Origin of the sequence: Roseovarius nitratireducens, assembly GCF_002925845.1 — a bacterium.
GTDB classification, from domain to species: Bacteria; Pseudomonadota; Alphaproteobacteria; order Rhodobacterales; family Rhodobacteraceae; genus Roseovarius; species Roseovarius nitratireducens.
Genome location: NZ_PDNI01000037.1, coordinates 22,122 through 46,461, shown reverse-complemented (window position 1 = coordinate 46,461; position 24,340 = coordinate 22,122). Strand labels below are relative to the sequence as shown.

26 protein-coding genes and 3 pseudogenes are annotated in these 24,340 nt (G+C 61.5%); 5 read left to right on the top strand and 24 right to left on the bottom strand.

All coding sequences use genetic code 11. From position 1 onward, the window contains the following. The first annotated feature begins 12 nt into the window (after nt 1-12). From CRJ03_RS08010 to CRJ03_RS20280, 3 genes are all read left to right on the top strand, one after another. Entirely contained in the window at nt 13-732 is a 720-nt protein-coding gene (locus tag CRJ03_RS08010; RefSeq protein ID WP_104018380.1) for a cupin domain-containing protein, read from the top strand. 259 nt (nt 733-991) lie between these two features. After that, nucleotides 992-1,237, top strand: a complete 246-nt coding sequence (locus CRJ03_RS20285) for a methyltransferase domain-containing protein (RefSeq protein WP_240611609.1) — start codon at nt 992-994, stop codon at nt 1,235-1,237. Between the two features lie 29 nt (nt 1,238-1,266). Further along, the gene (locus tag CRJ03_RS20280) at nt 1,267-1,566 is read left to right on the top strand and encodes a hypothetical protein (RefSeq protein WP_240611608.1); all 300 of its coding nucleotides are present in this window, start codon (nt 1,267-1,269) and stop codon (nt 1,564-1,566) included. 18 nt (nt 1,567-1,584) lie between these two features. On the opposite strand, the gene CRJ03_RS08000 is transcribed toward CRJ03_RS20280, so the two are convergent. The 9 genes and pseudogenes from CRJ03_RS08000 to CRJ03_RS07960 form a co-directional block, all read right to left on the bottom strand. Further along, entirely contained in the window at nt 1,585-2,970 is a 1,386-nt protein-coding gene (locus tag CRJ03_RS08000; protein ID WP_104018379.1) for an aminotransferase, read from the bottom strand. Further along, on the bottom strand, nt 2,960-3,337 hold the full coding sequence (locus CRJ03_RS07995) for a cupin domain-containing protein (RefSeq protein WP_104018378.1): 378 nt from the start codon (nt 3,335-3,337) through the stop codon (nt 2,960-2,962). Before CRJ03_RS07995 ends, CRJ03_RS08000 begins: the two co-directional genes overlap by 11 nt. A 230-nt stretch (nt 3,338-3,567) precedes the next feature. Further along, a pseudogene (gene istB, locus CRJ03_RS07990) lies at nt 3,568-4,358 on the bottom strand (IS21-like element helper ATPase IstB). After that, nucleotides 4,348-4,893, bottom strand: a pseudogene (locus CRJ03_RS07985) (IS21 family transposase); the annotation flags it as partial. The pseudogenes istB and CRJ03_RS07985, both read right to left, overlap by 11 nt. Before the next feature lie 246 nt (nt 4,894-5,139). After that, nucleotides 5,140-6,135 carry a helix-turn-helix domain-containing protein gene (locus CRJ03_RS07980; protein ID WP_104018377.1) on the bottom strand — a complete coding sequence of 332 codons (996 nt, stop codon included), beginning with the start codon at nt 6,133-6,135 and terminating at the stop codon, nt 5,140-5,142. A 53-nt stretch (nt 6,136-6,188) separates the two neighbouring features. Beyond that, nucleotides 6,189-6,761, bottom strand: coding sequence for a sarcosine oxidase subunit gamma (locus CRJ03_RS07975; RefSeq protein WP_240611607.1), 573 nt, complete (start codon nt 6,759-6,761; stop codon nt 6,189-6,191). Beyond that, nucleotides 6,754-9,687: a sarcosine oxidase subunit alpha family protein gene (locus tag CRJ03_RS07970; protein WP_104018375.1), complete on the bottom strand. Its 2,934-nt coding sequence runs from the start codon at nt 9,685-9,687 to the stop codon at nt 6,754-6,756. The genes CRJ03_RS07975 and CRJ03_RS07970 overlap by 8 nt, the downstream gene beginning before the upstream one ends. Further along, the gene (locus CRJ03_RS07965; RefSeq protein WP_104018374.1) at nt 9,684-9,971 is read right to left on the bottom strand and encodes a sarcosine oxidase subunit delta; all 288 of its coding nucleotides are present in this window, start codon (nt 9,969-9,971) and stop codon (nt 9,684-9,686) included. Before CRJ03_RS07965 ends, CRJ03_RS07970 begins: the two co-directional genes overlap by 4 nt. A 67-nt stretch (nt 9,972-10,038) precedes the next feature. Beyond that, complete coding sequence (locus CRJ03_RS07960; protein ID WP_104018373.1) at nt 10,039-11,289, bottom strand: sarcosine oxidase subunit beta family protein; 1,251 nt, start codon at nt 11,287-11,289, stop codon at nt 10,039-10,041. Between the two features lie 87 nt (nt 11,290-11,376). On the opposite strand from CRJ03_RS07960, the gene CRJ03_RS07955 reads away from it, so the two are divergent. Further along, nucleotides 11,377-12,336 (top strand): GlxA family transcriptional regulator, encoded by a 960-nt coding sequence (locus CRJ03_RS07955; protein WP_240611606.1) that lies wholly within the window; start codon nt 11,377-11,379, stop codon nt 12,334-12,336. A 117-nt stretch (nt 12,337-12,453) separates the two neighbouring features. Here CRJ03_RS07955 and CRJ03_RS07950 read toward each other — a convergent pair whose 3' ends face one another. The 13 genes from CRJ03_RS07950 to CRJ03_RS07890 form a co-directional block, all read right to left on the bottom strand. Next, nucleotides 12,454-12,780: a hypothetical protein gene (locus CRJ03_RS07950; protein WP_104018371.1), complete on the bottom strand. Its 327-nt coding sequence runs from the start codon at nt 12,778-12,780 to the stop codon at nt 12,454-12,456. Then, complete coding sequence (locus CRJ03_RS07945; protein ID WP_104018370.1) at nt 12,777-13,448, bottom strand: hypothetical protein; 672 nt, start codon at nt 13,446-13,448, stop codon at nt 12,777-12,779. Before CRJ03_RS07945 ends, CRJ03_RS07950 begins: the two co-directional genes overlap by 4 nt. After that, complete coding sequence (locus tag CRJ03_RS07940; protein ID WP_240611605.1) at nt 13,445-13,819, bottom strand: universal stress protein; 375 nt, start codon at nt 13,817-13,819, stop codon at nt 13,445-13,447. Before CRJ03_RS07940 ends, CRJ03_RS07945 begins: the two co-directional genes overlap by 4 nt. 70 nt (nt 13,820-13,889) lie before the next feature. Then, the gene (locus CRJ03_RS07935; protein ID WP_104018368.1) at nt 13,890-15,296 is read right to left on the bottom strand and encodes an APC family permease; all 1,407 of its coding nucleotides are present in this window, start codon (nt 15,294-15,296) and stop codon (nt 13,890-13,892) included. Further along, nucleotides 15,293-15,475, bottom strand: coding sequence for a hypothetical protein (locus tag CRJ03_RS07930; RefSeq protein WP_104018367.1), 183 nt, complete (start codon nt 15,473-15,475; stop codon nt 15,293-15,295). The genes CRJ03_RS07935 and CRJ03_RS07930 overlap by 4 nt, the downstream gene beginning before the upstream one ends. Nucleotides 15,476-15,493: 18 nt before the next feature. After that, entirely contained in the window at nt 15,494-15,871 is a 378-nt protein-coding gene (locus tag CRJ03_RS07925; RefSeq protein ID WP_104018366.1) for a hypothetical protein, read from the bottom strand. A 3-nt stretch (nt 15,872-15,874) separates the two neighbouring features. Continuing rightward, nucleotides 15,875-16,174, bottom strand: a complete 300-nt coding sequence (locus CRJ03_RS07920; RefSeq protein ID WP_240611604.1) for a hypothetical protein — start codon at nt 16,172-16,174, stop codon at nt 15,875-15,877. A gap of 228 nt (nt 16,175-16,402) precedes the next feature. After that, a complete protein-coding gene (gene glnT / locus CRJ03_RS07915; RefSeq protein ID WP_104018364.1) occupies nt 16,403-17,710 on the bottom strand; it encodes a type III glutamate--ammonia ligase in 1,308 nt (435 codons plus the stop codon). A gap of 42 nt (nt 17,711-17,752) precedes the next feature. After that, nucleotides 17,753-19,090 (bottom strand): FMN-binding glutamate synthase family protein, encoded by a 1,338-nt coding sequence (locus CRJ03_RS07910; protein WP_104018363.1) that lies wholly within the window; start codon nt 19,088-19,090, stop codon nt 17,753-17,755. Between the two features lie 12 nt (nt 19,091-19,102). After that, nucleotides 19,103-19,786 (bottom strand): GXGXG domain-containing protein, encoded by a 684-nt coding sequence (locus tag CRJ03_RS07905; protein ID WP_104018362.1) that lies wholly within the window; start codon nt 19,784-19,786, stop codon nt 19,103-19,105. Between the two features lie 3 nt (nt 19,787-19,789). Then, on the bottom strand, nt 19,790-20,686 hold the full coding sequence (locus tag CRJ03_RS07900; RefSeq protein WP_104018361.1) for a class II glutamine amidotransferase: 897 nt from the start codon (nt 20,684-20,686) through the stop codon (nt 19,790-19,792). Between the two features lie 102 nt (nt 20,687-20,788). After that, nucleotides 20,789-21,442 (bottom strand): helix-turn-helix domain-containing protein, encoded by a 654-nt coding sequence (locus tag CRJ03_RS07895; protein WP_104018360.1) that lies wholly within the window; start codon nt 21,440-21,442, stop codon nt 20,789-20,791. A gap of 172 nt (nt 21,443-21,614) precedes the next feature. After that, nucleotides 21,615-22,804 (bottom strand): IS3 family transposase gene (locus CRJ03_RS07890; protein ID WP_104018359.1). Its coding sequence is split into 2 segments (ribosomal slippage): nt 21,615-22,543 and nt 22,543-22,804, totalling 1,191 coding nucleotides; the frame shifts between segments, so codons are not numbered across the junction. A 103-nt stretch (nt 22,805-22,907) separates the two neighbouring features. On the opposite strand from CRJ03_RS07890, the gene CRJ03_RS07885 reads away from it, so the two are divergent. Beyond that, nucleotides 22,908-23,114, top strand: a complete 207-nt coding sequence (locus CRJ03_RS07885; protein ID WP_206018333.1) for a hypothetical protein — start codon at nt 22,908-22,910, stop codon at nt 23,112-23,114. 56 nt (nt 23,115-23,170) lie between these two features. Here CRJ03_RS07885 and CRJ03_RS07880 read toward each other — a convergent pair. Both CRJ03_RS07880 and CRJ03_RS07875 read right to left on the bottom strand, forming a co-directional pair. After that, nucleotides 23,171-23,311, bottom strand: a pseudogene (locus CRJ03_RS07880) (IS5/IS1182 family transposase); the annotation flags it as partial. Nucleotides 23,312-23,456: 145 nt separating this feature from the next. Further along, nucleotides 23,457-23,990 carry a DUF2478 domain-containing protein gene (locus CRJ03_RS07875; RefSeq protein ID WP_104018358.1) on the bottom strand — a complete coding sequence of 178 codons (534 nt, stop codon included), beginning with the start codon at nt 23,988-23,990 and terminating at the stop codon, nt 23,457-23,459. Between the last annotated feature and the right edge of the window lie 350 nt (nt 23,991-24,340).

Below are 24,340 nucleotides of genomic sequence, written 5' to 3'. Positions count from 1 at the left end.
AAGGAAACAGCCATGCCAAACACTGCCAAAATCATTCGGTTCGACCCCAATGGTCCCGCCAATACCGGCCTTGAGGAATGGGACGCGATGGACCCCGCCACGCTGGTTGCGGGCGAGCCGGTCCAGCGGGGTCACATCTATCACGAGGACGCGGGCGCAGGCTATCTCGCCGGAGTGTGGGACTGTACGGCCTTCACGGAACCGATGCAGCCCTATGGGGTCGATGAATACATGTTCCTTCTCGAAGGCACGCTGGTGATGGGGATGCCCGACGGAACGGATGTCACGATCACGGCGGGGCAGGGGTTTGTCATACCCAAGGGGCTGACCTGCCAGTGGAAACAGGAGGGTTATCTGCGCAAGTTCTTCATAATTCTGGACCCCAAGTTACCAGACCACGCCGATAATCCGTCGCGGCACCGGATCACGGTACCGGAGCTGATGATCGCAGGGCAGGGCGGGCAGCCGGTTGAAGCGTCCCGGGTGGATTTCGTCAACGCCTCTGGATCGATGCAGGTCGGACTGCGCGACTGTGCCGCCTGCGACTTCGCCGCGCTGCCGGTCACGCAGAACCTGCTGTTACAGGTCATCGAGGGCGAATTGACCCTGACCGGCACGGAGGATTTACAAACGTTCAAGAAGGGCGAGGCAGCCTATGTCGTGGCCGGGGGAACCCTCCGCTGGCAGACCACCGATGGAACCCGGCTCTTGCAGGCCAGCTATGCGGGATGACAGCCTGTGGCCGATGCAGATCTGCATCTAATCAAAACATATCACCATCACAAAGGGGGCAAAGATGGTGGACAACACTTATAATAATACACGTCAAACTTGCTTGAACATATCTAGGGCGAGGAGTTTCTGTCTTCCGACGGCCCGAAAGAGGTGGATCGGATGCTGGTTGGCGTCACGGCGGAAGAAAAATGCATCCTAAATATCGGCTGTGGTGCGGCTGGGATCGCCTCGCTTCTGGCAAGCCGGTGCCGCGCAGGTGATCGGCATCGATATTGAGGACCATGTCCGCCAAGAGGCCTGGCGCAGGGCCGAGGCCGATGGCGTGGCCCAGGGGATGCAGATCGTCAAGGTGAACCCGGGCCCGTTTCCGTTTCCCCAAAACAGCTTGGAGATCGTCTTTTCCAAAGACGCCATCATCCATGTCCCCGACAAAACCACATTGGCCGTCGAGGTAATTCGCGTGCTGCGCCGGGGGGATGTTTCGCGACCTCGAACTGGCTGATTGCCCACGATGGGAAGCCGTCGCCAGAGATGATGGCATATATCGAAGCCGAAGACTTGGATTTCGCCATGTTTTCGCCCAACAGCTATACCCCAGAGATTGAAAGCGCTGGGGTCGAGGATGTCTGGCTGACCAATTGCAACCCATGGTACCGGGTCGAGGCAGCGAAGGAACGCGACTGGCTTACCGGCCCAGAACGCCCCGCGCTTGAGGCTCGCCATGGCACGGATACCATCGCCGAAATGGCCGAGATATGGCAGCAACTGGTGGGTTTGCTGAATTCGCGCGAGCATTGCCCGCAACATATCCGGGCGTACAAAACGGTGTAGCTCAGCAGTCAGCCGCACTCAGGTAAAGGCGGTTTCGACCTCTTTCAACGCGTCCTCCATAATGTCGAACATCTGGTCGATTTCGGCGGGGGTTATGATCAGAGGCGGGGAAAACACGCACATGTTGATGAGCGGGCGGACGATGAGACCGCGCTTTTCACAGGCGGCATCCAGCATGGCACCCATGTTGCGCTGAGTTTCCAAAGGGGTCTTCCGACCGGCGTCCAGCAGGCCCTCGACACAGCCCAGCAAGCCCATGCCCCGCACATCCCCGATGATCGGAGACTTGCCCAGTTGCGCCAACCGGTCCTGAAACTGCGGTGCGACCGCGAGCACATGATTCAGGACGCCTTCGGACTCGAAAATCTCGATGTTCTTCAGCGCCGCTGCGCAGCACACGGGATGCGCGGAATAGGTGTACCCGTTCGGGAACAGAACCTCGTGATCCGGGCCGGTCATCCGTTCCATCACCCGGTCCGAAATGATGCAGGCACCCAGCGGCAGGTAGCCAGAGGTAAGGCCCTTTGCACAGGTGATGATGTCCGGCTCGATCCCGAACACCTCCTCGGAGGCGAACCAGTGGCCCAGACGACCAAAGCCAGTCACGACTTCATCAGAGATGTACAGGATATCGTGCTTGCGGCAAATCTCGAGCGTGCGGCGGTGATAGCCCTCGGGTGGGATCACCACGCCCCCCGAACACAGGATGGGTTCAGCAATGAAAGCGCCGATACGGTGGGCCCCTACCTCGGCAATTGCGGTTTCCAGATCACCGACCTTGGCGTCGCACCATTGCGCCATCGTCATGCCGTCGGGGCGGATGTAGGGGTTCACATCGGGCAGGAAATGCACCAGCCGCTCTTCGAAATCGAAACAGCTCTTGTCGCGCTCCTTGCCGGTGACACTGGCCGCCAGATAGGTGGACCCGTGATACCCCTTTTCCCGCGCCAGGATGATCTTCTTGTCCGGACGGCCAAGGCGATTGTTGAGGAAATGCATCGTGCGCAACGCGGTGTCGACGGCTGTGGAACCACCGGTCGTGAACATCACGTTGTTCAGCCCCGCAGGGGCAAGGGACGCAATCTTTTCCGAAAGACTCGCGGCGGGCGAAGACGTCGTTGTCCACGGCGAGGCGTAAGGCAGTTCCATGACCTGTTCGGCGATCGCCTGGGCCATGTCCTGCCTGCCATAGCCGATCTGCACGGCCCACATGCCTGCAGGCCCGTCGATCAATCGGCGCCCGTCTGCATCGTTCAGGTAGATCCCCTCACCGTGGGAGACCATGTAGCGGTCGGATTGTCGCCAGTTTAAAAGGTCTTCCCACGGATGCAGATGGTGGACCTTGTCGACTTCGGCCTCGTGGGCGAGGTGCCGATTGTGCCCTGCGGCAGGCCTAGTTTCCATGATTGTCAGTCCTTGCGAACGGGGTCGAGTCCTCGGCTTCTGAATAAACGACGACGATACAACCCTTTTCGGTGTAAGAGGTATGTTCGGTTCCCGGGGCCAGCCAAACAACGTCACCTGTGCGGTAGGCCGTGCCGTCGTTGTCGGACAATTCGCCGTCAACGACTAGGAATTCCTCAGCTCCGCCGTGGCGGTGTGGGGTGGAATGCGATCCCGGGCCCACCCAGTAAATGTAGAAACCGATATCACGTTTGACTTGGGGATTGAGCTGGATAAAAGATGTTCCGGTTTCGCCGGGATAGGGCGTGAACGCGGCCTCGTCGCGGATATTCACGACTGATCTCTCTTGTGTCTGAATGGGTTTCATCGCGGCTTCCACCTTGCATCGTTGCGGGGCCGGACGGCAATTCCGCCGGTGCTGGGGATGATCTTAGCTGATGACTGAATGACTATTCAATATAATTTTCTGTTCATCAATTGAATGTTCATTCAAAGAATGGGTTGATTTTCGAGTTGAGTCAAGTTGTTGATTGTCACTGAGATCTGACCCGGCATTGTCACCGAGACTTGACCCACCCAGTTATTATGTTCTGTGCGTCATGATGGCGTCAATGTTGTTGTCTCCTTCCTCTTCTTTTTCGCAATCTCAGAACTGGCCTTGAACCGATAGCTGTCATTGCCGGTCTCCAGAATGTGGCAACGATGGGTGAGGCGATCGAGCAGCGCGGTGGTCATTTTCGCATCGCCGAACACGCTGGCCCATTCGCTGAAGCTCAAGTTGGTGGTGATGATGACGCTGGTGCGCTCGTAGAGCTTGCTGAGCAGATGGAACAGCAGCGCTCCGCCTGAGGCACTGAACGGCAGGTATCCGAGCTCATCGAGGATCACGAGGTCGGTTTTGACCAGCGTCTCGGCAATCTTTCCAGCCTTTCCCTGTGCTTTTTCCTGCTCCAGCGCATTGACCAGTTCGACCGTCGAGAAGAAACGAACGCGTTTGCGGTGATGCTCGATTGTCTGGATTCCAAGGGCGGTGGCAACATGGGATTTCCCTGTTCCAGGGCCACCGATCAGGACCACGTTCTCGGCGGCGTCCATGAACTCGCAACGATGAAGTTGGCGCACGAGAGCTTCACGGACTTCGCTGGCGGCGAAGTCGAATCCGGAGACGTCTTTGTAGGCCGGGAAACGCGCGGCCTTCATGTGATAGGCAATGGAGCGCACCTCGCGTTCGGCCATTTCGGCCTTGAGCAGCTGGGACAACATCGGCACCGCGGCCTCGAACGCAGGGCACCTTGTTCCATCAGGTCATGCACGGCCTGCGCCATGCCCGGCATTTTTAGGCTGCGCAGCATGATGACAATGGCGGCTCCGGCGGGATCATGACGCATGGCGCGTTCCTTCCTCGCTGCGCAGCCCATCATACCGCGCGACATTGGCCTCGGGTTCCTTGCTCAAGGAGAGGGCTGCAGGCGGGCTCACGTCGGGCTGGTCGGTCGGTGTGCCATCCACCAGCCTGTGAAGCAGGTTCAACACATGCGTCTTGGTTGGCACGCCCGCCTCCAGCGCCATTTCCACGGCGCAAAGCACGGCCTGTTCATCGTGATGCAGGACCAGGGACAGGACCTCGACCACCTCGCGATCGCCGCCGGGCTTGCGCAGCATCTGATCTTGCAACTGGCAGAATGCCTCCGGCATGTCGACAAACGGGGCGCCGTTACGAAGTGCGCCCGGCTTGCGCTGTACCACAGCAAGGTAATGTCGCCAGTCATAGATGACGCGGCCAGGTTGCCGGTGCGACCGTTCAATGATGCGTTCATGTGTGCAGACCACGTGCCCTTCGGCTACGATCACCAATCGTTCGGGGTAAACGTGCAGGCTGATGGGGCGGTTCGCGAAGCTTGCTGGGAGAGTGTCTGATTTTCTGGGTATCTGTGATCTGGTCCATGCTTCCTGAGAGGAGCAAGGACGATGACAATTTCCAAGGAACTGCTGGCTGGCGCAGAGCTGAAAGGCAGGATCTCTGCGACCAAGACAGGATCTCGCCGAAGCTTGAGCCTGTCCGGCCCCCTGAAACGGGCCACACTATTTCCCCGGTCATCGCGGCCGCGTTGTGCCTCGAACCATTGCGATGCCGTCGCGAGGGGATATCCACCCCATCAAGTCTCAGTGTCAATCAACAACCTGAGGCCCGCAAAAGGCTTGCAGGCGTACCTGATCGGGCAATTCGCCGTATTTCTCGACGAACCATTTTTTCATCAGCGTCACGTTGGAAAACCCGCAGGCGACCGCGATTTCATTCATCGCTAAGGCAGTTTGCTGCATCAAGCAGCGGGCCCGGTCCAGCCGCAGGTCGCGGTAGACCCTGAGCGGGGTCTGACGCAATAGGTCGCGAAAGCCGCGTTCCAGTTTGCGCGGGCTGACATCGAGGATCTCAGCGATCTGGCTAACGGTCAGCGTATCCTCCAGATGATCGAGCATGATCTGCAATACGTCGCTGATCACGCTGTCGCCCTGCGCCATGCGCTTGTAGCGCCAATACTCACCGGTGATGGTTTCCGTCTCTGGGTCACTTAGGCCGAGATAGCGTAACAGAGTGGTGCGGGTAAACTCGCCATCGCGGGCCCCGACGAGTTCGACCATCATGCGGATCGCGGCGACGGGACTGATCGCGCTGCTGACCGCCTTGTGGTGGCAGGTAGCGGTTTCGGCCAGATCCACGGAGGGGCAGGTTTCCTCGATTCCGGCGCTAAAATTAGGGTGGACCGACAGTTGCTTGGCCCCCGTCACACCAGCGGCCAGGGGCACAAACACGGCGGACCCCACAAGGCAGAGTCGCGCGGCGTTGCGGATGCTGCTACGCAGGTCGCGCAGATGCGCGTCATCGGGCCGCCAGGCGGTTTCAATGCCCCCGACCAGCACCAGTGTTTGATCGGGGGTGCAGGTGAACCCGCTGGCAAGAGCGTTGGCCCCGCGCAGGTGGGTCCAGCGATAGCTGTCCAGCCCCAGCAGGCGGTTGGCCGAGCGCAGAACGTCGATGCAGGCCTCGGCGGCGAAAGCCATACTGGGATCCTGGCTGAGAAAAACGAAATCTCCTGACAGGCTGCGTTTCATCTGAAAAGGTCCGGGCGCGGCGGGACGGTCAGCGTCAAGGTTTTCAAGAAACATCCGCTTTCTTCCTTTGCTCTTTAACGCAAATAGCCCTGAATTCCGTTTGCTGCTTATGTTTGGTTAACATTTGTCAGCGACACCTCAACCGCGTGCAGGAAGGATTTGGCCGAGGAACTCGCCGACAGGAGCAGGTAGTCATCCTCCCCTGTGCGCAGGATCAAGACGCCCAGGTGTTCCATCACCGTGCGAGCGGCGTGATCCACGGCAAAGACCTGCCTGTGCAGGTCGATCGGGCAAATCCGCTCCAGCGCGCGCCGTGTATTCGGGCCCGACAGGGCCAGTGCCACCCAGACATCGGTCTGATCGGTGGTATAGACCGCGCCGTTCAGCCGGTCCGCCACAACGTGCTCGGCATCAGGCGTCGCATGGGTGAAAAGCGCGAAGGCCAGATCCGCGGACAGCCGGACAAGGCGCGTGCCGTCATCGGCGACAACGGACCGGCCAATCTCGGGCAGTCCCGCACCATAGGCAGCCCTGATCGCCATGAGCGCGGCATCCTCACCGCCCAGCGGCAGGGCCAGCGACACCAGCGCCAGATCGGCTGGTGCCCAGAGTCGCACGCCCGCAATTTCCATCTCCGCGCCCGCCAGCGGCGGCTCTGCCTGCAAGGTATACTCAGCCACGCAACCGCTCCCCGTCCGGGTCGATGAAATGCGCCGAGACCACCTCGACCTCCATCTCCCTGCCATGCACCGGGCTGACCGCGCGCAGGATTTCCCCCATCCGCGCGTCGCCCCGCTTGAGAAAGCCCAGCCCGATGGAATGCTCGAGGCTCGGCGAATAGGCGACTGAGGACATCCAGCCCTGATCGTTCTCCATCGTCGCCGCGTCCCCCTGCCCGATGAAATGCGACCCGGAGATCAGGCCGGTCGCGCGGTCCACGGGCCGGAGCCCCACCAGCTTCACCGCATCGTCGCGCAGCATCTCGGGCCGTTGCGACAGCACGTTGCCGATGCAATCCTTCTTGCGGCTGACCATCCGCCCCATCCCGAGGTTATGGGCCGTGGTCTGACCATTGAGCTCATTGCCCGCCGCATGCCCCTTCTCGATGCGCATCACGCCCAGCGCCTCGGTGCCATAGGGCACGGCGTCGAACTCGCGCCCCGCCTCCATCAGCACGCCCATCATCGCGTTGCCAAACCGCGCGGGGACCGCGACCTCATAGGCCAATTCCCCGGAAAAGGAGATCCGGAACAGCCGCGCGGGCATCCCGCCGCAGACCGTGACCTCACCGCACCCCATGAAGGGAAACGCCTCGTTCGAGAGGTCATGTTCGGTATCCACCACCTTGCGCAACAGCTTGCGCGCATTCGGCCCGGCGACGGCAAATTGCGCCCAGCCATCGGTGGTGGAAATCAGATGCACATCCAGATCGGGCCACAGGCATTGCCGCGCGAATTCCAGCCGCCGGAACACCGTGACGGCATTGGCGGTGGTGGTGGTCATCACGTAGTGATTCTCACCCATCCGCGCGGTGGTGCCATCGTCATAGGCGATCCCGTCCTCGCGCAGCATCAGACCATAGCGAACCTTGCCCACCGCCAGCGTGGCGAACCCGTTGCAATAGACCCGGTTCAGGAACTCCCCCGCGTCGCGCCCCTGAATGTCGATCTTGCCCAGCGTGGTCACGTCGCAGATCCCCACCGACCCACGCGTCATCAGCACCTCGCGATCAACCGAATCGCGCCACCCCTGCTCACCGTCGCGCGCGAACCATTGCGCGCGCAGCCAGTTGCCCACCTCGACGAAGGTCGCGCCATGCGCCTCGGCCCAGCGGTGCGACGGCGTTAGGCGATAGGGCCGAAACGCGCGGCCCCGCGCACGGCCCGCCAGCGCGCCGATGGGCACCGGCGTATAGGGCGGGCGAAAAATCGTTGTTCCGGTCTCGGGGATGGTCCGGCCGGTGCATTCTGCCATGATCGCAAGCGCGGGGATATTTGCCGTCTTACCCTGATCGGTGGCCATGCCTAGCGTGGTGTAGCGCTTGAGATGCTCGACCGCGCGAAAGCCCTCCTGATGTGCCTGCTTCACGTCCTTGACGGTCACGTCGTTCTGCAAGTCGAGCCAGGCGCGCGCCCGGCTTTGGGGCACATGCCACACCGGCGCACAGTCGCGCGGCTCGTCCTCGGCGCGGGGCAGATCGCTCTTGTCAGCATAGCCCAGAGTCTCGGCCACCGCGCACCCCTCGCGCAATGCCGCTGCCAGCGTCATCGCCCCGTTGGCCGCGCCCGCCACTACCATGCCGGGCGGCAGTTCGCGCCCGGGCACGAAGGCCGCCAGATCGTCGCGCCATTCGGGCCGCCCTCGCTGATGGCAGGTCAGGTGCAAATTGGGGTTCCAGCCGCCCGACACGGCGAGGCAATCGGCGTCGATCATCTGCCCGTCGGTGAGCGTGATCTGCCGCAGCCCCTTGCGCCCGCGCGTGTCCATCACCGCAGCCCCCCGGACATGCCGCGCACCGGGCACATCGCAGACGGCGGGCGCGTCGCGCGTGTCGATCACGGCGGGCACCTCGATCCCCTTGGCCACCAGATCGGCGGCGGTGCGCCAGCCGTCGTCATTATTGGTAAAGACCGCCACGCGCCGCCCCGGTGCCACGCCCCAGCGATTGGCATAGGCGCGCACCGCGCCTGCCAGCATCACGCCGGGCCGGTCGTTGTTGCCAAAGGCCACGGGGCGTTCGGTCGCGCCCGCCGCCAGCACCGCGTGCCGCGCATAGACGCGCCACAGCACCTGCCGGGGCTTGCCGCCGCTTGTCGCCAGATGATCGGTGCAGCGTTCCAGCACGCCGTAAACACCGTGATCGTAGGCCCCGTAGACCGTGCTGCGCGGCATCAGGCGCACGTTCGCCATCGCCGCCAGTTCGGCCACGACACCGACGGCCCAATCGGAACCGGGCTTCCCGTCCACCTCCAGCGTCTCGGCGTTGAGCCGCCCGCCCATGACGAAATCCTCGTCCGCGAGGATCACCCGGGCACCCGCGCGCGCCGCCGTGCGCGCCGCCATGAGCCCGGCAGGTCCGGCGCCGATCACCAGCAGATCGCAATGCAGGTAGCCCTTGTCGTAGCGGTCCGGGTCCTCCTCCATCGACAACCGCCCCAGACCGGCAGAGGCGCGGATCGCAGGCTCGTAGAGCTTTTCCCAAAAGGCGCGCGGCCACATGAAGGTCTTGTAATAGAACCCCGCCGACAGGAACGGCGACAGCAGGTCCGTCACCGCCATCAGGTCGAACTCGAGCGAGCCGCGATGGTTCTGGCTGCGCGCCTCCAGCCCGTCGAACAATTCGGTCACCGTGGCGCGGGTGTTGGGCTCTTGCGTGGCCCCCTTGCGCAATTCCACCAGCGCATTGGGCTCTTCCGACCCGGCGGTAAAGATGCCGCGCGGGCGGTGATACTTGAACGATCGCCCCACCAGCCGCTGCCCGTTGGCCAATAGCGCCGAGGCCAGCGTGTCGCCCGGATGGCCCTGCATCGCCTTGCCGTTGAAGGTAAACGTGATCTCTGTCGCGGGGTCGATCAGCCCGCCCTTGATACGGTTGACCTGGCTCATCGGCTGCGCCCCCGTGCGCGGGCCACGTCGCGGGCCAGTTCGACCTGTGTGATCTCGTGGCTCACCGTGTCACGCGTCACCACCAGCCAGGACCGGTCGCCCTGCTCGTGATACCATAGTTCCTGATGCGCGCCCGCCGGATTGTCGCGCAGATAGCCATAGGCGTGAAATGCCTCGGCAGCCTCCGCCGCCTGCCAGTCGGGCCGGTCGATCAGGGCGGCATCGCCCAGGTAGACGAACTCGGCGGCGTCGCGCGGGCCCAGAAGCGGGTGATTGATGATCATGGAGTCGCCTCCGTAGCGTGCGGGGTCATTTGGATATTTTTGGCAAGATGAAGCATGGCGCGCGCCCTCAATGCAGGTTGGGCTGGTTGCCCATGCCCTTTTCGTCGATCAGATGCCCGCGCGCGAAGCGGTCGAGGCGCATTTCCGTGGCCACCGGGTGCGGCGCGTCCTTGGCCAGCAGGTGCGCGTAGCACAGGCCGCTCGCCGGGGTCGCCTTGAAGCCGCCGTAACACCAGCCGCCGTTGAAATAGAGACCGTCGATATGGGTGCGGTCGATGAAGGGAGAGCCGTCCATCGACATGTCCATGATCCCGCCCCAGCTGCGCAACAGCCGCGCGCGCCCGATCATCGGCATGATCGCCATGCCACCTTCGGCCACGTCCTCGACCACCGGCAGGTTGCCGCGCTGCGCGTAGGAATTGTAGCCGTCGATATCGCCGCCAAAGACCAGCCCGCCCTTGTCCGACTGGCTGACATAAAAGTGCCCGGCCCCGAAGGTGATGACGCCCGGCAGCACCGGCTTCAGCCCCTCGGTGACGAAGGCCTGCAGAACGTGGGATTCAATGGGCAGGCGCATCCCCGCCAAGGCCATCACCCGGCCGGAGGAGCCCGCGACGCAGACCGCCACCTTGCGCGCGCGGATGGCCCCGCGTGTCGTCTCGACGCCCCGACATTTGCCGTTTTCGATGTCGAACCCGGTGACCTCGCAATTCTGGATGATGTCGACGCCGCGCGAACCGGCACCGCGCGCATAGCCCCAGGCCACCGCGTCATGCCGCACCGTGCCGCCGCGCCGCTGGAAAAGCCCGCCCTTGATCGGGAAGCGGGCATTGTCGAAATCGAGAAACGGCAGTTCGGCGCGCAGCTGATCGGCATCGGCCAGTTCCGCATCGGCGCCTGCCAGAAACATCGCGTTGGCACGGCGCACGAAGGCATCGCGCTGCGCGTCCGAATGAAACAGGTTCAGGATCGAGCGTTGGCTGACCATCGCGTTGTAATTGAAATCCTGCTCCAGCCCCTCCCACAGCTTGAGCGACATCTCGTAGAACGGCTCGTTCCCCGGCAGCATGTAGTTGGAGCGGATGATCGTGGTGTTGCGTCCAACATTGCCCGACCCGATCCAGCCCTTTTCCAGCACCGCGATATTGCGCAGGCCGAATTCCTTGGCGAGATAATAGGCCGTGGCAAGACCATGCCCGCCGCCACCGATGATGACGATATCATACTCGGGTTTCGGGTCGGGGTCGCGCCAGACGGGTGTCCAACCCTTGTTGCCGGTCAGTCCCTCGCGGAGGATCTTGAAGGCGGAATAGCGCATCGGCTCTGTCCTGTGGCTCACTCTGGTGCGATCATGGCCGATCTTTGGGGGCTATACTTGCCTTGTACAGTCATTTAAATGACAAATATGGACAAACCATCCAGACAAGCCCCCGACCCGCATCGAATCGGCATCCTGCCAATCCCCGGATTCGCGCTGATGTCGCACGCCGCCACGGTCGAGCCGCTGCGCGCCGCCAACCTGCTGGCCGGGCGCACGCTCTACGAGGTGATCCATATCGCCCCGACCTGCGACCCGGTGTGCAGTTCCGGCGCAGCGCAGGTCATGCCCGAGGCTGGGCTCGCTGACGATCTGCATCTCGATCATCTCTTTCTCGTGGCGGGGGGCGATCCGGCGACCTATCCGGCGCGCGCCCTGACCCCGTGGCTGTCGCGTCAGGCGCGGGCGGGCATGGTGCTGGGTGGTGTCTCGGGCGGGCCGATCATCCTGGCGCGCGCCGGGCTGATGGGTGGCAGGCGGATGACCGTGCATTGGGAATATGCCGCCGCCCTGGCCGAGGTCGCGCCGGACCTGCGCATCGAACGCACGCTCTATGTCATCGACCGCGACCGGATGACCTGCGCGGGCGGCACCGCGCCGATGGACATGATGCACGCGCTGATCGCTGCGCATCACGGTCGCGCCTTCGCCCGCGAGGTCAGCGACTGGTTCATGCATACCGAGATCCGTCCGCCGACCGGCCCGCAACGCTCCGGCTTGGTGGAGCGTGTCGGCACGCAAAGCGCGGCGATCCTCGACGCAGTCGAGGCGATGGAAGGCAATATCGCCGATCCGCTCAGCCTGCCGCATTTGGCGCAGATTGCCCGGCTCTCCCCGCGACAACTCAACCGGTTGTTCCGGCAGCATCTGGGCCAGACCACCCATGGCTATTACCGCCGCCTGCGGCTCGACAAGGCGCGCAACCTGTTGCGCAATTCGGCGTTCTCGCTGACCGAGGTCGCGCTCGCCACCGGCTTTGCCAGTTCCTCGCATTTCTCGCGCGCCTACCGCGCGGAATACGGCCAGCCGCCGTCGAAGTATCGCTAAGCCGCGCAGCGCGATAGGTGTTGCCAGTCGTGTGCAAGAGTACCTAGACCGCCGCAAGGAATATCGTAGCAAACCGGTTCAGCACCACCGTCTTGATGACGTCCCAAACAAGATTTTCTATTTCTGATCCGTCATGTCTCGCTGGTGATCTTGCTTGCGTGCGTGGTCCCACCGAGCGCGGCGGATGCGTGCCCCCTTGTAGGCGTCCATAAGCGCGATGGCGTGGATCATGAAGCCGCCAGCATAGCGCCCGAGAAAACTGTGCTCGGGTGTCGTCAGATTGTAGCTCACCCAAGCGAGGGACAAGGCGGTGAACGCGAACATGAGCCCGCGATGCGCCTCGCCGTTCAAGACCTGCCCCATGCCTGTCAGGATGCTGGAAACGGCCAGAACCAGACGGGGATCGTATGGCGGGCGATCGAATTGGGTGGGGTGGTCTGTCATTCTGTGTCCTCAAGGCTCCGGGCGATGCGGTGCCCCAGATCAAGCAGATCCTCAGCCATCACGCGCGGGAGTTCCGTGCAGTTGAAAAAGGGCAGGCGGGTGAGAAGGTAATGACCGCGCTGACCTTCGTCCATCCGATAGACAAGGCGCAGACCCTTGGGGCTGAGAAATATCTCCTTGCCGCGGCTATCCCCGGTGAACTGCGCCAGGTGGGGGGCGAGGGCCGGGATCACCCGTGCCCTGGCCTCGGCCGGGTCGTCGCAGCGCAGCACTGCCTCTTGCGGCCAGTTCGGTGGGGTGGAAACGCGTTCGGGCATGCGGCCATGCGCGGAGTAATATTCGGAATTGTCGGGGCGCATCATCATGTCAAAATGCGAGCGAAGCCGCAGCGGGCGGTGGATTGTTACCAGAAGCCACAGAACCGGCAATTTGCGTAGCTGGATCGTGTCGGCAAGGGCGCGCAATTCCGTGCGATATCCCTCTCGGGTGCCGCGCAACACCGGGTAGTCGCCGCGTGTGGTCATGATTTCGGGAGTTTCGAAGGCATAGCGTGCCACGTCGAAAAAGCCGTCTCGCCGCGCACAGGCCTCGCTGTGGTCGCGGCGATAGAGCCAGCCAAGCGCGGCGGTGCCGGCCACCGCCAGTGCCACCGCCGCGCCCGTTGTCATATGATCGTGACCGGCGGATGCGGGTGTCTGAGCACGTCATCCACCACCGACCCGGTCAGCAACCGCCCGAAGGCGGTGTGCCCGGTCGACCCCATCACGATGTGATCAAAGCCCTGCTCGGTGGCATAGCCAAGAATCGCTTCGGCAATGTCGCGGCCAGCGATGGTGGCGCTGGTGACATTTGCAATCCCGCCTTTCTGAGCTGCGGTCATGGCATCTGACAGCTCCTTGGCGATCAGGGCCTCACCGGCATCAAACAGCCGCGTATCCCAAAACGGGCTATCCGCCGCAGTCGTTGGTGTCACCGTTGTCACGGTGACAAATCGCAGGTCACAGCCGATCTTTGCCGCGAGGGCGACCGCGAAGTCCACGGCGCGCACCGCAGCCTTCGATCCGTCTATGGCACAGAGAATTCTGTCCATCATGATCCGATCCTCCTGATCAATAGCCAACCGGCTTGGGCCAGTTCATGGTGAACTGATCCGCGCGGCGGACATATTTGTAACGATGCTTTACGAACCATATCGACACCACGACGTAGAAGGCCATCATCGCCAGAAGCTGGAGGCCAAAGCCGAGATAGGTCGCGAAGAACGTGGTGATGCACAGGATCATCAGCACGATCGCCGGCATCGGGTGGAACGGATGCACGTAGCCCCGCTTGATCGACCCCAGCGGCCATTTGCGTCGGAACAGGATCATGTTGATCGGCATGAAAGTATACCCCAACAGCCCCGACAGGATCGAGAAGGTGATCACCTGATCCAGAAGCCCGGTAAAGGCGAAGGACACCGCGATCGGGATGAGGAAGATGATCGACCGGAAGGGGGTGCGGTAGCGCGGATGCACTGCCCCGAACCATTGCGGCATATACCGGTCGCGCCCCATCGAGAACCAGGCCCGGCTGGCATCGTTGATGCAGCCATTCGCCGAGGCGGTGGCGGCAAAGAGGGTGCCGACGAAGAGGAAGACCTGCAATACGGTCGACCCGGTCATGCGCGCGGCATCATAAAGCGGCACCGTCGCCTGGCCAAGGTATTCCCACGGGATAAGACCGGTGCAGACATACCATGTCAGCGTCGCCGCGATCAGAAGGGTAATGATCCCCGTCATCGTGCCAAGCGGCAGCGAGCGTGACGGCGAGCGCACCTCTTCTGCGGCCTGACACGTTCCTTCGATCCCGAGGTAATACCAGATCCCGAACTGGAACGATGCGATGACGCCGATCCAGCCATAGGGCAGGTCCGTCAACAGCTCGGAATGTTTCAGGATCGCGCCCGGGTTCCACGGCTGCACCCCGACGAACAGGATCACGATCGAGACGAACGCCGCTGCCGTGATGATGAAGTTGAGCGACAGGGTCATGAACACGCCACGATAATTCAGAAAGGCGAGAAACGAGATCACCAGCACCACGAAGGGTTTCGGATCAAGCGCGTCATAGCCCGTCTGCTCGGCGAGGATCATCAGAAGGTCGCCCACGATCAGCGCGTCGGCGGCCTCGAGCATGGTATAGGCCATCACGAGGTAAAGGCCCACATTGAACGCCATGAGCGGACCCATGATGTGCTTGGCCTGGGCGTACTGCCCGCCCGCCGCCGCGACCGTCGATGTCACCTCCGAATCGATCATGGCGACACAGGTATACAGAAGGCCGATGACCCAGCAGGCGATCAGCGCGCCATAGGCGCCGCCCTTGCCCACGGAAAAGTTCCAGCCCATGAACTCGCCCACAAGGACGATCCCCACGCCGAGCGCCCAGACATGCGCCGGGCCAAGCACGCGCAAGAGGCCGATCCGCTCCTGACCGCTCCCTGCACCGGTTTGACTTGCGGTTTGATCGCTCATGACCGGTCCTCCGCATTTCCGTTCACTGCGCCATGTTCCAGCAATTCGTCCACGCCCTCCTTGGAGGACAGAAGCGTCTCTTCATCGAATTCCCGATTGACGCGGACCGCGTCGGCGACAATCCACAAAAGCATCGCGGCGGAGAGGCCCCAGGCGATGTATTCCAGTAATATCCACATTGTGTCGTTCTCCAGCCCTTAGGTGTCAAATCTCTCGCGGATCACCTCGCGCAGCTCCTTGTCGGAGACTTTCACGAGAAACACGAAATATCCCAGAATGATCACCGCCGTGATGATCAGCATCAGCGGGTCGATGGAGTAATCGAACCGTTGCGTGATCATCTCCGCAGCTGTTTCGGGGGTGTACCCTAACTTTTCCCATTGGGCCTGCATGGTTTCGTTCTGACCGAGGGTTTCCCAGTTTACGGTCTCGGGCATCACGTTGGTGCTGTTTGCACCGGTCAGGCCAAAAATCAGTGGGATGAACAGAACGAAGTAAACGAGCGCGAGAAGAAAAACCGCATCGAAGAACTGTCCGATGCCGCTTTGTTTCGGGGGGTCATAGCGTTTGCTCATCTCTCACCCCTTCCCGTGCTTCGCGGCCTGCATTTCGTCGTAATGCATCAGATCAATGCGATAGATCGCATCCTTGTCATGCGCGTAGTGCCGCACCATGGCGGCGATTGCGGCGGTGTTGAACAACAAGACCATGCCCGCCGCCCCGATCAGAACGGTACGGATCATCCCGCCCCCGACCAGGCCGCCGATACTCCACAAAACGAACAAGATCACGAGCCAAAGGACCGCGACGAACATCGAGGCGAACAGCACATCGCCCCGATACGTCTTTTCGATCCGGCTCTCCATATCCTGAGCCATTTTCTCCTCCCTGATTTTGTTCCGCTTCTGGGAACGTGATTCGCAGGGTACCAATAAATTCTTTTCAGGCAATATTTTTTATTTTTATGAAATTTTGATTGGCAGTGCTCGCGCCTTCCGCAGCCCCTGAGCGAGCTTTTTCTTAACGGTTTGGGAACAGCACAGGCGTTCGACTTTTGCGACCGCAAGCAAAGTTTCGCGCCCCAAAAGGGGCGCGGGGAAAAGAGCTTAAATGTCGAGCGTGTTGTCACGCTCCCACCGTGAGAAATGCGAGACGAACGAGTCCCACTCCCGGCGTTTGAGCTTTACGAAGGCGGCGGAAAATTCCTCGCCCAGGGCCGATTTCAGCACCTTGTCCTTGTCGAAGTACCGCAAGGCGTCCAACAGGTTGAGCGGCAGCCGCGGCGCGTTCTTGACAGTATGGCCATCCTGATACATGTCGATATCGAGCCGCTTGCCGGGCGTGGCCTTGGAGGAGATGCCGGACACGCCCGCAGCGATGATCACTGCCTGCATCAGATAAGGGTTCGCCGCGCCGTCGGGCAAACGCAATTCAAAGCGCCCCGCCCCCGGCACCCGGATCATGTGGGTCCGGTTGTTGCCGGTCCATGTCACCGTGTTTGGGGCCCATGTGGCACCCGAGGTGGTGCGCGGTGCATTGATGCGCTTGTAACTGTTGACTGTCGGATTCGTGATCGCGGCCAGCGCCGAGGCGTGTTTCATCATACCGCCGATGAAATGCCAGCCTATATCGGACATGCCAAGATCATGGGTGCCGTCGGTGAAGAGGTTTTTCTTGCCGTCCTTGTCCCAGACCGAGATATGGGCGTGACAGCCATTGCCGGTCAGCCCCTTGATCGGCTTGGGCATGAAGGTGGCGCGCAACCCGTGCTTTTCGGCGACGGATTTCACCATGAATTTGAAGAAGGAATGCTTGTCCGCCGTGGCCAGCGCGTCGTCAAAGCCCCAGTTCATCTCAAACTGGCCATTCGCGTCCTCATGGTCGCTTTGATACGGGCCCCAGCCCAGTTCGATCATGTAATCGCTGATTTCCGCGATCACGTCATAGCGTCGCATGATCGCCTGTTGATCGTAGCAAGGCTTCTCTGCCGTATCCAGATTGTCGGCAATCTCAAGCCCGTTGGGATCGAGCAGGAAGAATTCCGCCTCGACCCCGGTCTTGACCGACAGCCCCTGTTCGGCCGCCGCCTCGATCTGGCGCAACAGCACATTGCGCGGTGCCTGTTCAAGGGGCGCGTCGTTCATCATGCAATTGGCCGGGACCCATGCCACCTCTGGCTTCCACGGAAGACGGATCACCGCCTCGGGATCGGGCAGGGCCAGCATGTCGGGATGCGCCGGGGTCACGTCGAGCCATGTCGCGAACCCGGCAAAGCCCGCCCCGTCCTGTTGCATGTCGGCGATCGCCTGCGCCGGAACCATCTTGGCGCGCTGCGCGCCAAAGAGGTCCGTATAGGAGACCATGAAATACTTGATCCCCTGATCGGCGGCATATTTTTCGAGATCTTTTGTCATCGTGTCGCATTTCCCTATTGTCAGTCTTTGTCGGTTTCCGGCTCAGAGGCCCCCTTGCCCGGGGATCCAGGTGGTGCCTGCCAGCGGCACGCGTGCCATGGCCGCAGCCTCCATCGTCAGGGCACAGAGATCCTCGGGCTCCAGATTGTGCAGGCTGTTATGGCCACAGGCCCGCGCGATGGTCTGCGCCTCGAGCGTGAGCACGGTGAGATAGTTGCGCAGCCGCCGTCCCGCCGCCACCGGATCGAGCCGCGCGGACAGGTCCGGGTCCTGCGTGGTGATCCCGGCCGGGTCGCGCCCCTCGTGCCAATCGTCATAGGCCCCGGCTGTTGTGCCCAGCTTCTGATACTCTGCCTCCCATCGGGGGTCGTTGTCGCCGATGGCGACCATCGCCGCGGTGCCGATGGCCACGGCATCGGCACCCAGCGCCATCGCCTTGGCCACATCCGCCCCAGTGCGGATGCCGCCCGAGATCACCAGTTGCACCTCGCGGTGCAGGCCCATGTCCTGAAGCGCCTGAACGGCCGGGCGGATACAGGCCAGCGTCGGCAGGCCGACATGTTCGATGAACACATCCTGCGTCGCCGCCGTGCCGCCCTGCATCCCGTCGAGCACGACCACATCCGCCCCCGCCTTGACCGCAAGCGTGGTGTCGTAATAGGGCCGCGTGCCTCCAATCTTGACATAGATCGGCTTTTCCCAACCGGTGATCTCACGCAACTCAAGGATCTTGATCTCAAGATCGTCAGGCCCGGTCCAATCGGGATGCCGACAGGACGAGCGCTGATCGATTCCCTTGGGTAATGTGCGCATTTCTGCAACACGATCTGTGATCTTTTGCCCCAAGAGCATGCCGCCGCCGCCCGGCTTGGCGCCTTGACCGATCACGACCTCGATCGCGTCGGCCCGGCGCAAATCATCGGGGTTCATGCCATACCGCGATGGAAGAACCTGATAAACGAGCGTTTTAGAGTGGCCGCGCTCTTCCTCGGTCATGCCGCCATCGCCGGTGGTGGTCGAGGTTCCGGCCAGCGTGGCACCCCGCCCCAGCGCTTCTTTCGCGGGGCCGGATAGCGCTCCAAAGGACATGCCCGCAATGGTCACCGGAATATCCAGCTCAATCGGCTTTTTCGCGAACCGGGTGCCAAGCGTGACAGTGGTGGTGCATTTCTCGCGATAGCCTTCGAGCGGATAGCGGCTGATCGATGCGCCGAGAAACAGCAGATCGTCGAAATGCGGCACCCGGCGCTTGGCCCCGCCACCGCGAATGTCGTAAATCCCCGTCGCTGCCGCGCGGCGGATTTCGGAGTTGATCTCGTTGGTAAAGGTGGCCGACTGGCGCGGCAGGGTTTGTGGTATCTTGGGTGATTGGTCGTTCATATCTGACATGCCTCAATAGGCCGACGCATTGTCGACGTTGAAGTTATAGAGCTTTCTGGCAGAGCCGTAGCGCTTGAATTCGGACGGGTCGGCATCGCATTCACCCCGCACCAGAAGATCGCGCAGCAACTCGATATGTTCGCGGCGCATCTCTTTCTCGACGCAATCTGCCCCGAGGCTCTTGACCGAGCCGCGCACGAAGAGTCGCGCCTCATAGAGACTGTCACCCAGTGAGTCGCCGGCATCGCCACAGACAACCAGATTGCCGGATTGTCCCATGAAGGCCGACATATGTCCGATATTGCCGTGCACGATGATATCGATTCCCTTCATCGAAATTCCGCAGCGTGACGCGGCATTGCCCTTGATCACAAGGGTTCCGCCCCGCCCGGTGGCCCCGGCATACTGACTGGCATCGCCTTCGATCATGACGGTACCCGACATCATGTTCTCGGCGACGCCCGGGCCGGCATTGCCGGCGACAACCACGGTCGCCTGCTTGTTCATTCCAGCGGTGTAATACCCGGTCGAGCCGCGCACGATCACGTCGATCGGCGCATCGAGCCCCACGGCGAGCGCGTGGCTTCCCTTGGGGTTGAGGATTTCCCAATCGCGTTCATTCGTCTTTTCGGACTGGGCGTGCAGCCGCGCGTTGAGGTCGCGCAAGCTCTCAGCTTGCAGATCAAGGCTTTGCATGTGTCAATGTTTCCAGAAATAGGCGGTTGAGGGTTCCGGCTCCCAGACCCGGGCGGTTTCGATGCCGGGCAGGTTAACCATGGCGCGGTATTCCGAGCCGAAGGCGACATATTGGTCGGTTTCGGCCATAACCGCAGGCTTGCATGCGATCGGATCGCGGATCACGCCAAAGCCGTCCTTGGTGCCGACAACAAAGGTATAGAACCCGTCGAGATCATCTAGAGATGCCTTGAGTGCGGCACCCAGATCGCTGCCTTGCGCCATCTTCCACGACAGATAGGCTGCGGCCACCTCGGTATCGTTCTGCGTCTCGAAGCTCAACCCTTCGCGGATCAAGCGTCGTCGCAGACTGTTGTGGTTGGACAGCGACCCGTTATGCACGAGGCATTGATCGGCCCCGGTGGAAAACGGATGCGCGCCCAGCGTGGTGATCGCCGATTCTGTGGCCATGCGTGTGTGTCCGATCCCATGGCTGCCAGACATCGACGCGACGTTGAAGCGCTCGGCCACATCGGCGGGCAGGCCTACCTCCTTGAAGATCTCGATGCTTTCTCCCGAGCTCATGATACGCAAATCGGCATTGATCCGCTCCAGTGCCGCGCGAGCCTCTTTCGCCTTCTCAGACGGTAGGACCAGCACCGCATGGGTATCCTTGATCTCGATTTGGACCTTGGCGCCGATCTCTTTAGAGAGATCCGCGCCGAGCGTAGCGAAATCACGCACCGGCGCCGCGGATTGCACGCAATACAGCCATTCGCCCGCCTGTGCCCCACGATAGATCGCGATTCCGGCGCTGTCCGGGCCACGATCGGTCATGGTAACAAGCATGTCGGTCAGGAGCGCGCCGAGCTGCGGCTCAAGCCCCTTGTCCTTTAAAAACAAGCCCACAATGCCACACATGAATCGGTCTCCTCTGTCATGATCTGAAAGACCATAGCATAGAACCAATCACGTTCAACTATCAGGAAACAATTTTTCCCTATAGTGTATGCGAGTCTCTCTCTAACTTCCTTGCGGGTAGCAGATGATCGACAGATAGCGTGCCGGAAGCTCGATCAGGATCTCCGGACCATGCGGCGTGTCCGCATCGAAAAACAGGCTGTCACCGGGTTCCAGCCGGTAGAGCTTGTCGCCATGTCGGTAATCGACAGTTCCTTCGAGGAAATAGAGAAATTCCAGTCCATCATGCTGAAAGGTGGGAAAGACGTCCGACCGCTCGCTGAGTGTGATCAGATAGGGCTCGACGGTGACGCCGGATGCATTCGCACCGATATGGCCCAAAAGGTTGTATTGGTGGCCCGCGCGTGTCCCAGCCCGGGTAATCTCGACGGCTTCGCCGGCCTTGACGCGCATCGCCTCGCGACGTTCCTCGAACCGGCGGAAAAAGGTGGTCAGCGGCGTAGAAAGCGAATGCGCAAGAATTTGCAGCGTGGTCAATGACGGCGAGGTGACACCATTCTCGATCTTAGACAGCATCCCCAGTGATACGCCGGTCACCTGCGCGAGATCAGCCACTGTCATGCCCTTTTGCTGGCGCAACGCGCGCACTTCGCGGCCAATCGCGGTTTCAAGGTTGCGCTCCTTGAGGTCACGAACGCGATGCGGATCCTGCGCGAGCGTGGGGCGCTTTGTGGCAGCACGCTTTTGTTTGGTCATATATAATCTTTCTCTTTTTTCCTGTTTAGTATATGCCTGCCATGAACTTCATTCCAGTCTATGGTTAGGTGTTCAATCCCACGTTTTGATGGTGTGATCCTCTCGCAGGAATGGAAGGAAGCACTATGGGACAAGTTCGTCACGGGAGCGCCACTGACCTGCCACTGAACTTTCATCCACCCGGAACCAGACCCCTTTTGGTTGATACGCCGATTGGCGCAGGTGGAGCAACGGACATCCGCGCGTAGCTTTCAGATGGCGCAGCGCGGCTGTCGGTTGCGGTGATGAAGTGTTTGGCGAATGCCTTGGGTGTCTGATAGCCAAGCGCCGAATGCGGTCCTGTTTCGTTGAAGTCAGTTGCCCAGTCTCGGATCACGGCACGGGCATGTGCCATGTTCCGGAACATGGTCTCGTTCAAAAGCTCATCGCGCATCCGCCCGTTGAAACTCTCGACAAAGCCGTTCTGCATTGGCTTGCCGGGGGCGATGTAATGCCATTCAAGCTTACGCTCCGTGGCAAACGTTAAGATCGCGTTACTGGTCAGTTCGGTGCCGTTGCCGCTGACAATCATGGCGGGCTTTCCACGCCGCTCGATCAGGGCCGTCAGCTCCCGCGCGACACGGCGCCCGGAGATCGACGTGTCCGGGATCGCTGCGATGCATTCCCGGGTGACATCGTCGACCACGTTCAGGATGCGGAACCGTCGGCCACAGGCGAGCTGGTCATGCACGAAATCCAGCGACCATCGCGCATTTGGCCACGCCTCGACCAGGATCGGCGCCCGAGTTCCCACGGCTTTGCGCCGGGTGCGGCGTTTGCGCACCGTGAGCCCTTCTTCTCGATACAGCCGATAGATGCGGTTGATCCCTGACGGTTCGCCATCGCGGCGCAACAGCACGAACAGACGCCGATAGCCAAACCGGCGGCGTTCATTCGCCAGATCCCGCAGCCGTTGGCGCAGCTCCGTCTCGGGCGGTCGTTTGGACCGGTAGCGGATCATCTTGCGATCCGCCCCGACAAGGCGGCAGGCCCGCCGCTCCGACAGACCCAGCTTGGCCTGCAGATGCGCAACGGCTTCGCGCTTCACGGCGGGCCTTACCATTTTTTTGAGAGCAGTTCCTTCATCGCCGCCACATCCAGCATCTGCTCGGCCAGAAGCTTCTTCAGTTTTGCATTCTCATCCTCGAGCGCCTTCAGCCGTTTGGCGTCGGAAACCGTCATCCCGCCAAACTTCGCCTTCCACGCATAAAAGGTGCCTTCCGACATCCCGTGCTTGCGGCACAGGTCCGCGCACTTCGCGCCGGCCTCGTGCTCGGCCAGGATGCCGATGATCTGTTCTTCGCTGTATCTCGTTCGCTTCATGGTCCGTCCCTTCGGTGGGTCGGACTCTAATTCCAAATGGAGGAAAAATCCCGTGGCAGGTCACGGGGCCTCCTCGCTCTTTGCCGTGACCGGAACAGCACACATGTTCCTTCTCCTGTTTGCCCTTGTCAGGCTTCGGATCGCGCCTGCCGTGGCTGCTGTGGACAAGGTCGCCTTCCAGTCAAAGCCGCTCGCGCGATCCTCGACGCCCGAGACTGCCGCGCTCGCCGCAGGCGAAACAGAGACTGACGCGCATCCGCCTCAAACGCCGAAATCTGATCATGGCTCGATCGGCAGTCGCAAAGGGTAGCTCGGATCCTGACATGCTTCGCTCCATCGCCTGGGAGTTGCCCAGAGGGCCTGCTATCGGCCACGCTTACCTGTCGGCGCGGCATCCGATCTCATCTCAGGATCAAACCAGATCGTCAGCGAGCCACGGCGCTTGAGCGCTTCATTGTAGGTGGGCCAGATCCTCGTCTTGTGGGTCGGGGATGTGGGTCTGCTCATGCAGCCCAGCTACCACGCTGGATTCACAAGATGAATCCCTCACTGGATTTGTGCAACAGAGCCTCATCGGATGCTGCTTTCCAACTTTGCCACTCTGCGACCGGCGTCATGCGGTCCCGCTCGGTCGGCATGAGAAGTCTCAGTGTCACACCACATGGCTAGTCCCGCCCGCCTTCGGTACCGCCCCAAGGCACCACGCGAGAACAGCGTCCTCGTCCGCCGGCAGCGCGACGGCCATGCCGCCCGCAAACCGGTTAAAGGCCTCCCGGTGCACATCGGACACGCCGAGCAGAACCGGCAGGTCGCGCCCGAGCGCCTCGGCGATCATCGTCCGGAATCCACGCCCCTCCGCCTCGCTGAGTCCAAACTTGTTGAGCACCACGAGATCGGCCCCTTGCATCATCAGCTGCTCGGTGGCGACCGCCACCGCCGTCTCCAGCGCACCGGTATCCATCCGGCACGCCGCTGATCCCGTGCCCAGGTTCTGCGTGATGTCGATGACGGGACCATCCGGCAAAAGCCGCAACGCGCTGTTGCAATGGCCCGCCCCGGCCCCCGGCCCAACCGCGCGCAACGCACCGGCAAGCCGGAACCCTTCACTGCCCAAACGCTCCACGATCGCCGCCAACAAGTGATCCGTGGCATCGCGCCCCTCCGCACTCACGCAAGCAAGCCTCATCGTTTGCACCTCATTTTGGAGAGACATCTGCGCACGATGACCAAGTCTCACCTGTCATGATCTCGATCCTCATCGTCGTTTCCTCCATCCTGCACGAATTGACATCCGAGTTGCAGACCAGGCGGACGCAATGCGTATCACCCTCGGCAAATCTGCTTCGCGACCCCGCGCCTCATTGCTCCTGCCACGTCCGGGTCGTTTGGCAACTAGGATCAGTAAAAGCGTCAGGAATGGTTCGGTCCTTGACCGTTGTCAAATTCGTAATTCAAATGCCGATACAGAGTAGCTGCAACTATGGTGTCGCAAAGACAAATGGATTAGCCCTCTGTAAGCTCCGATGGTCGCGCGTC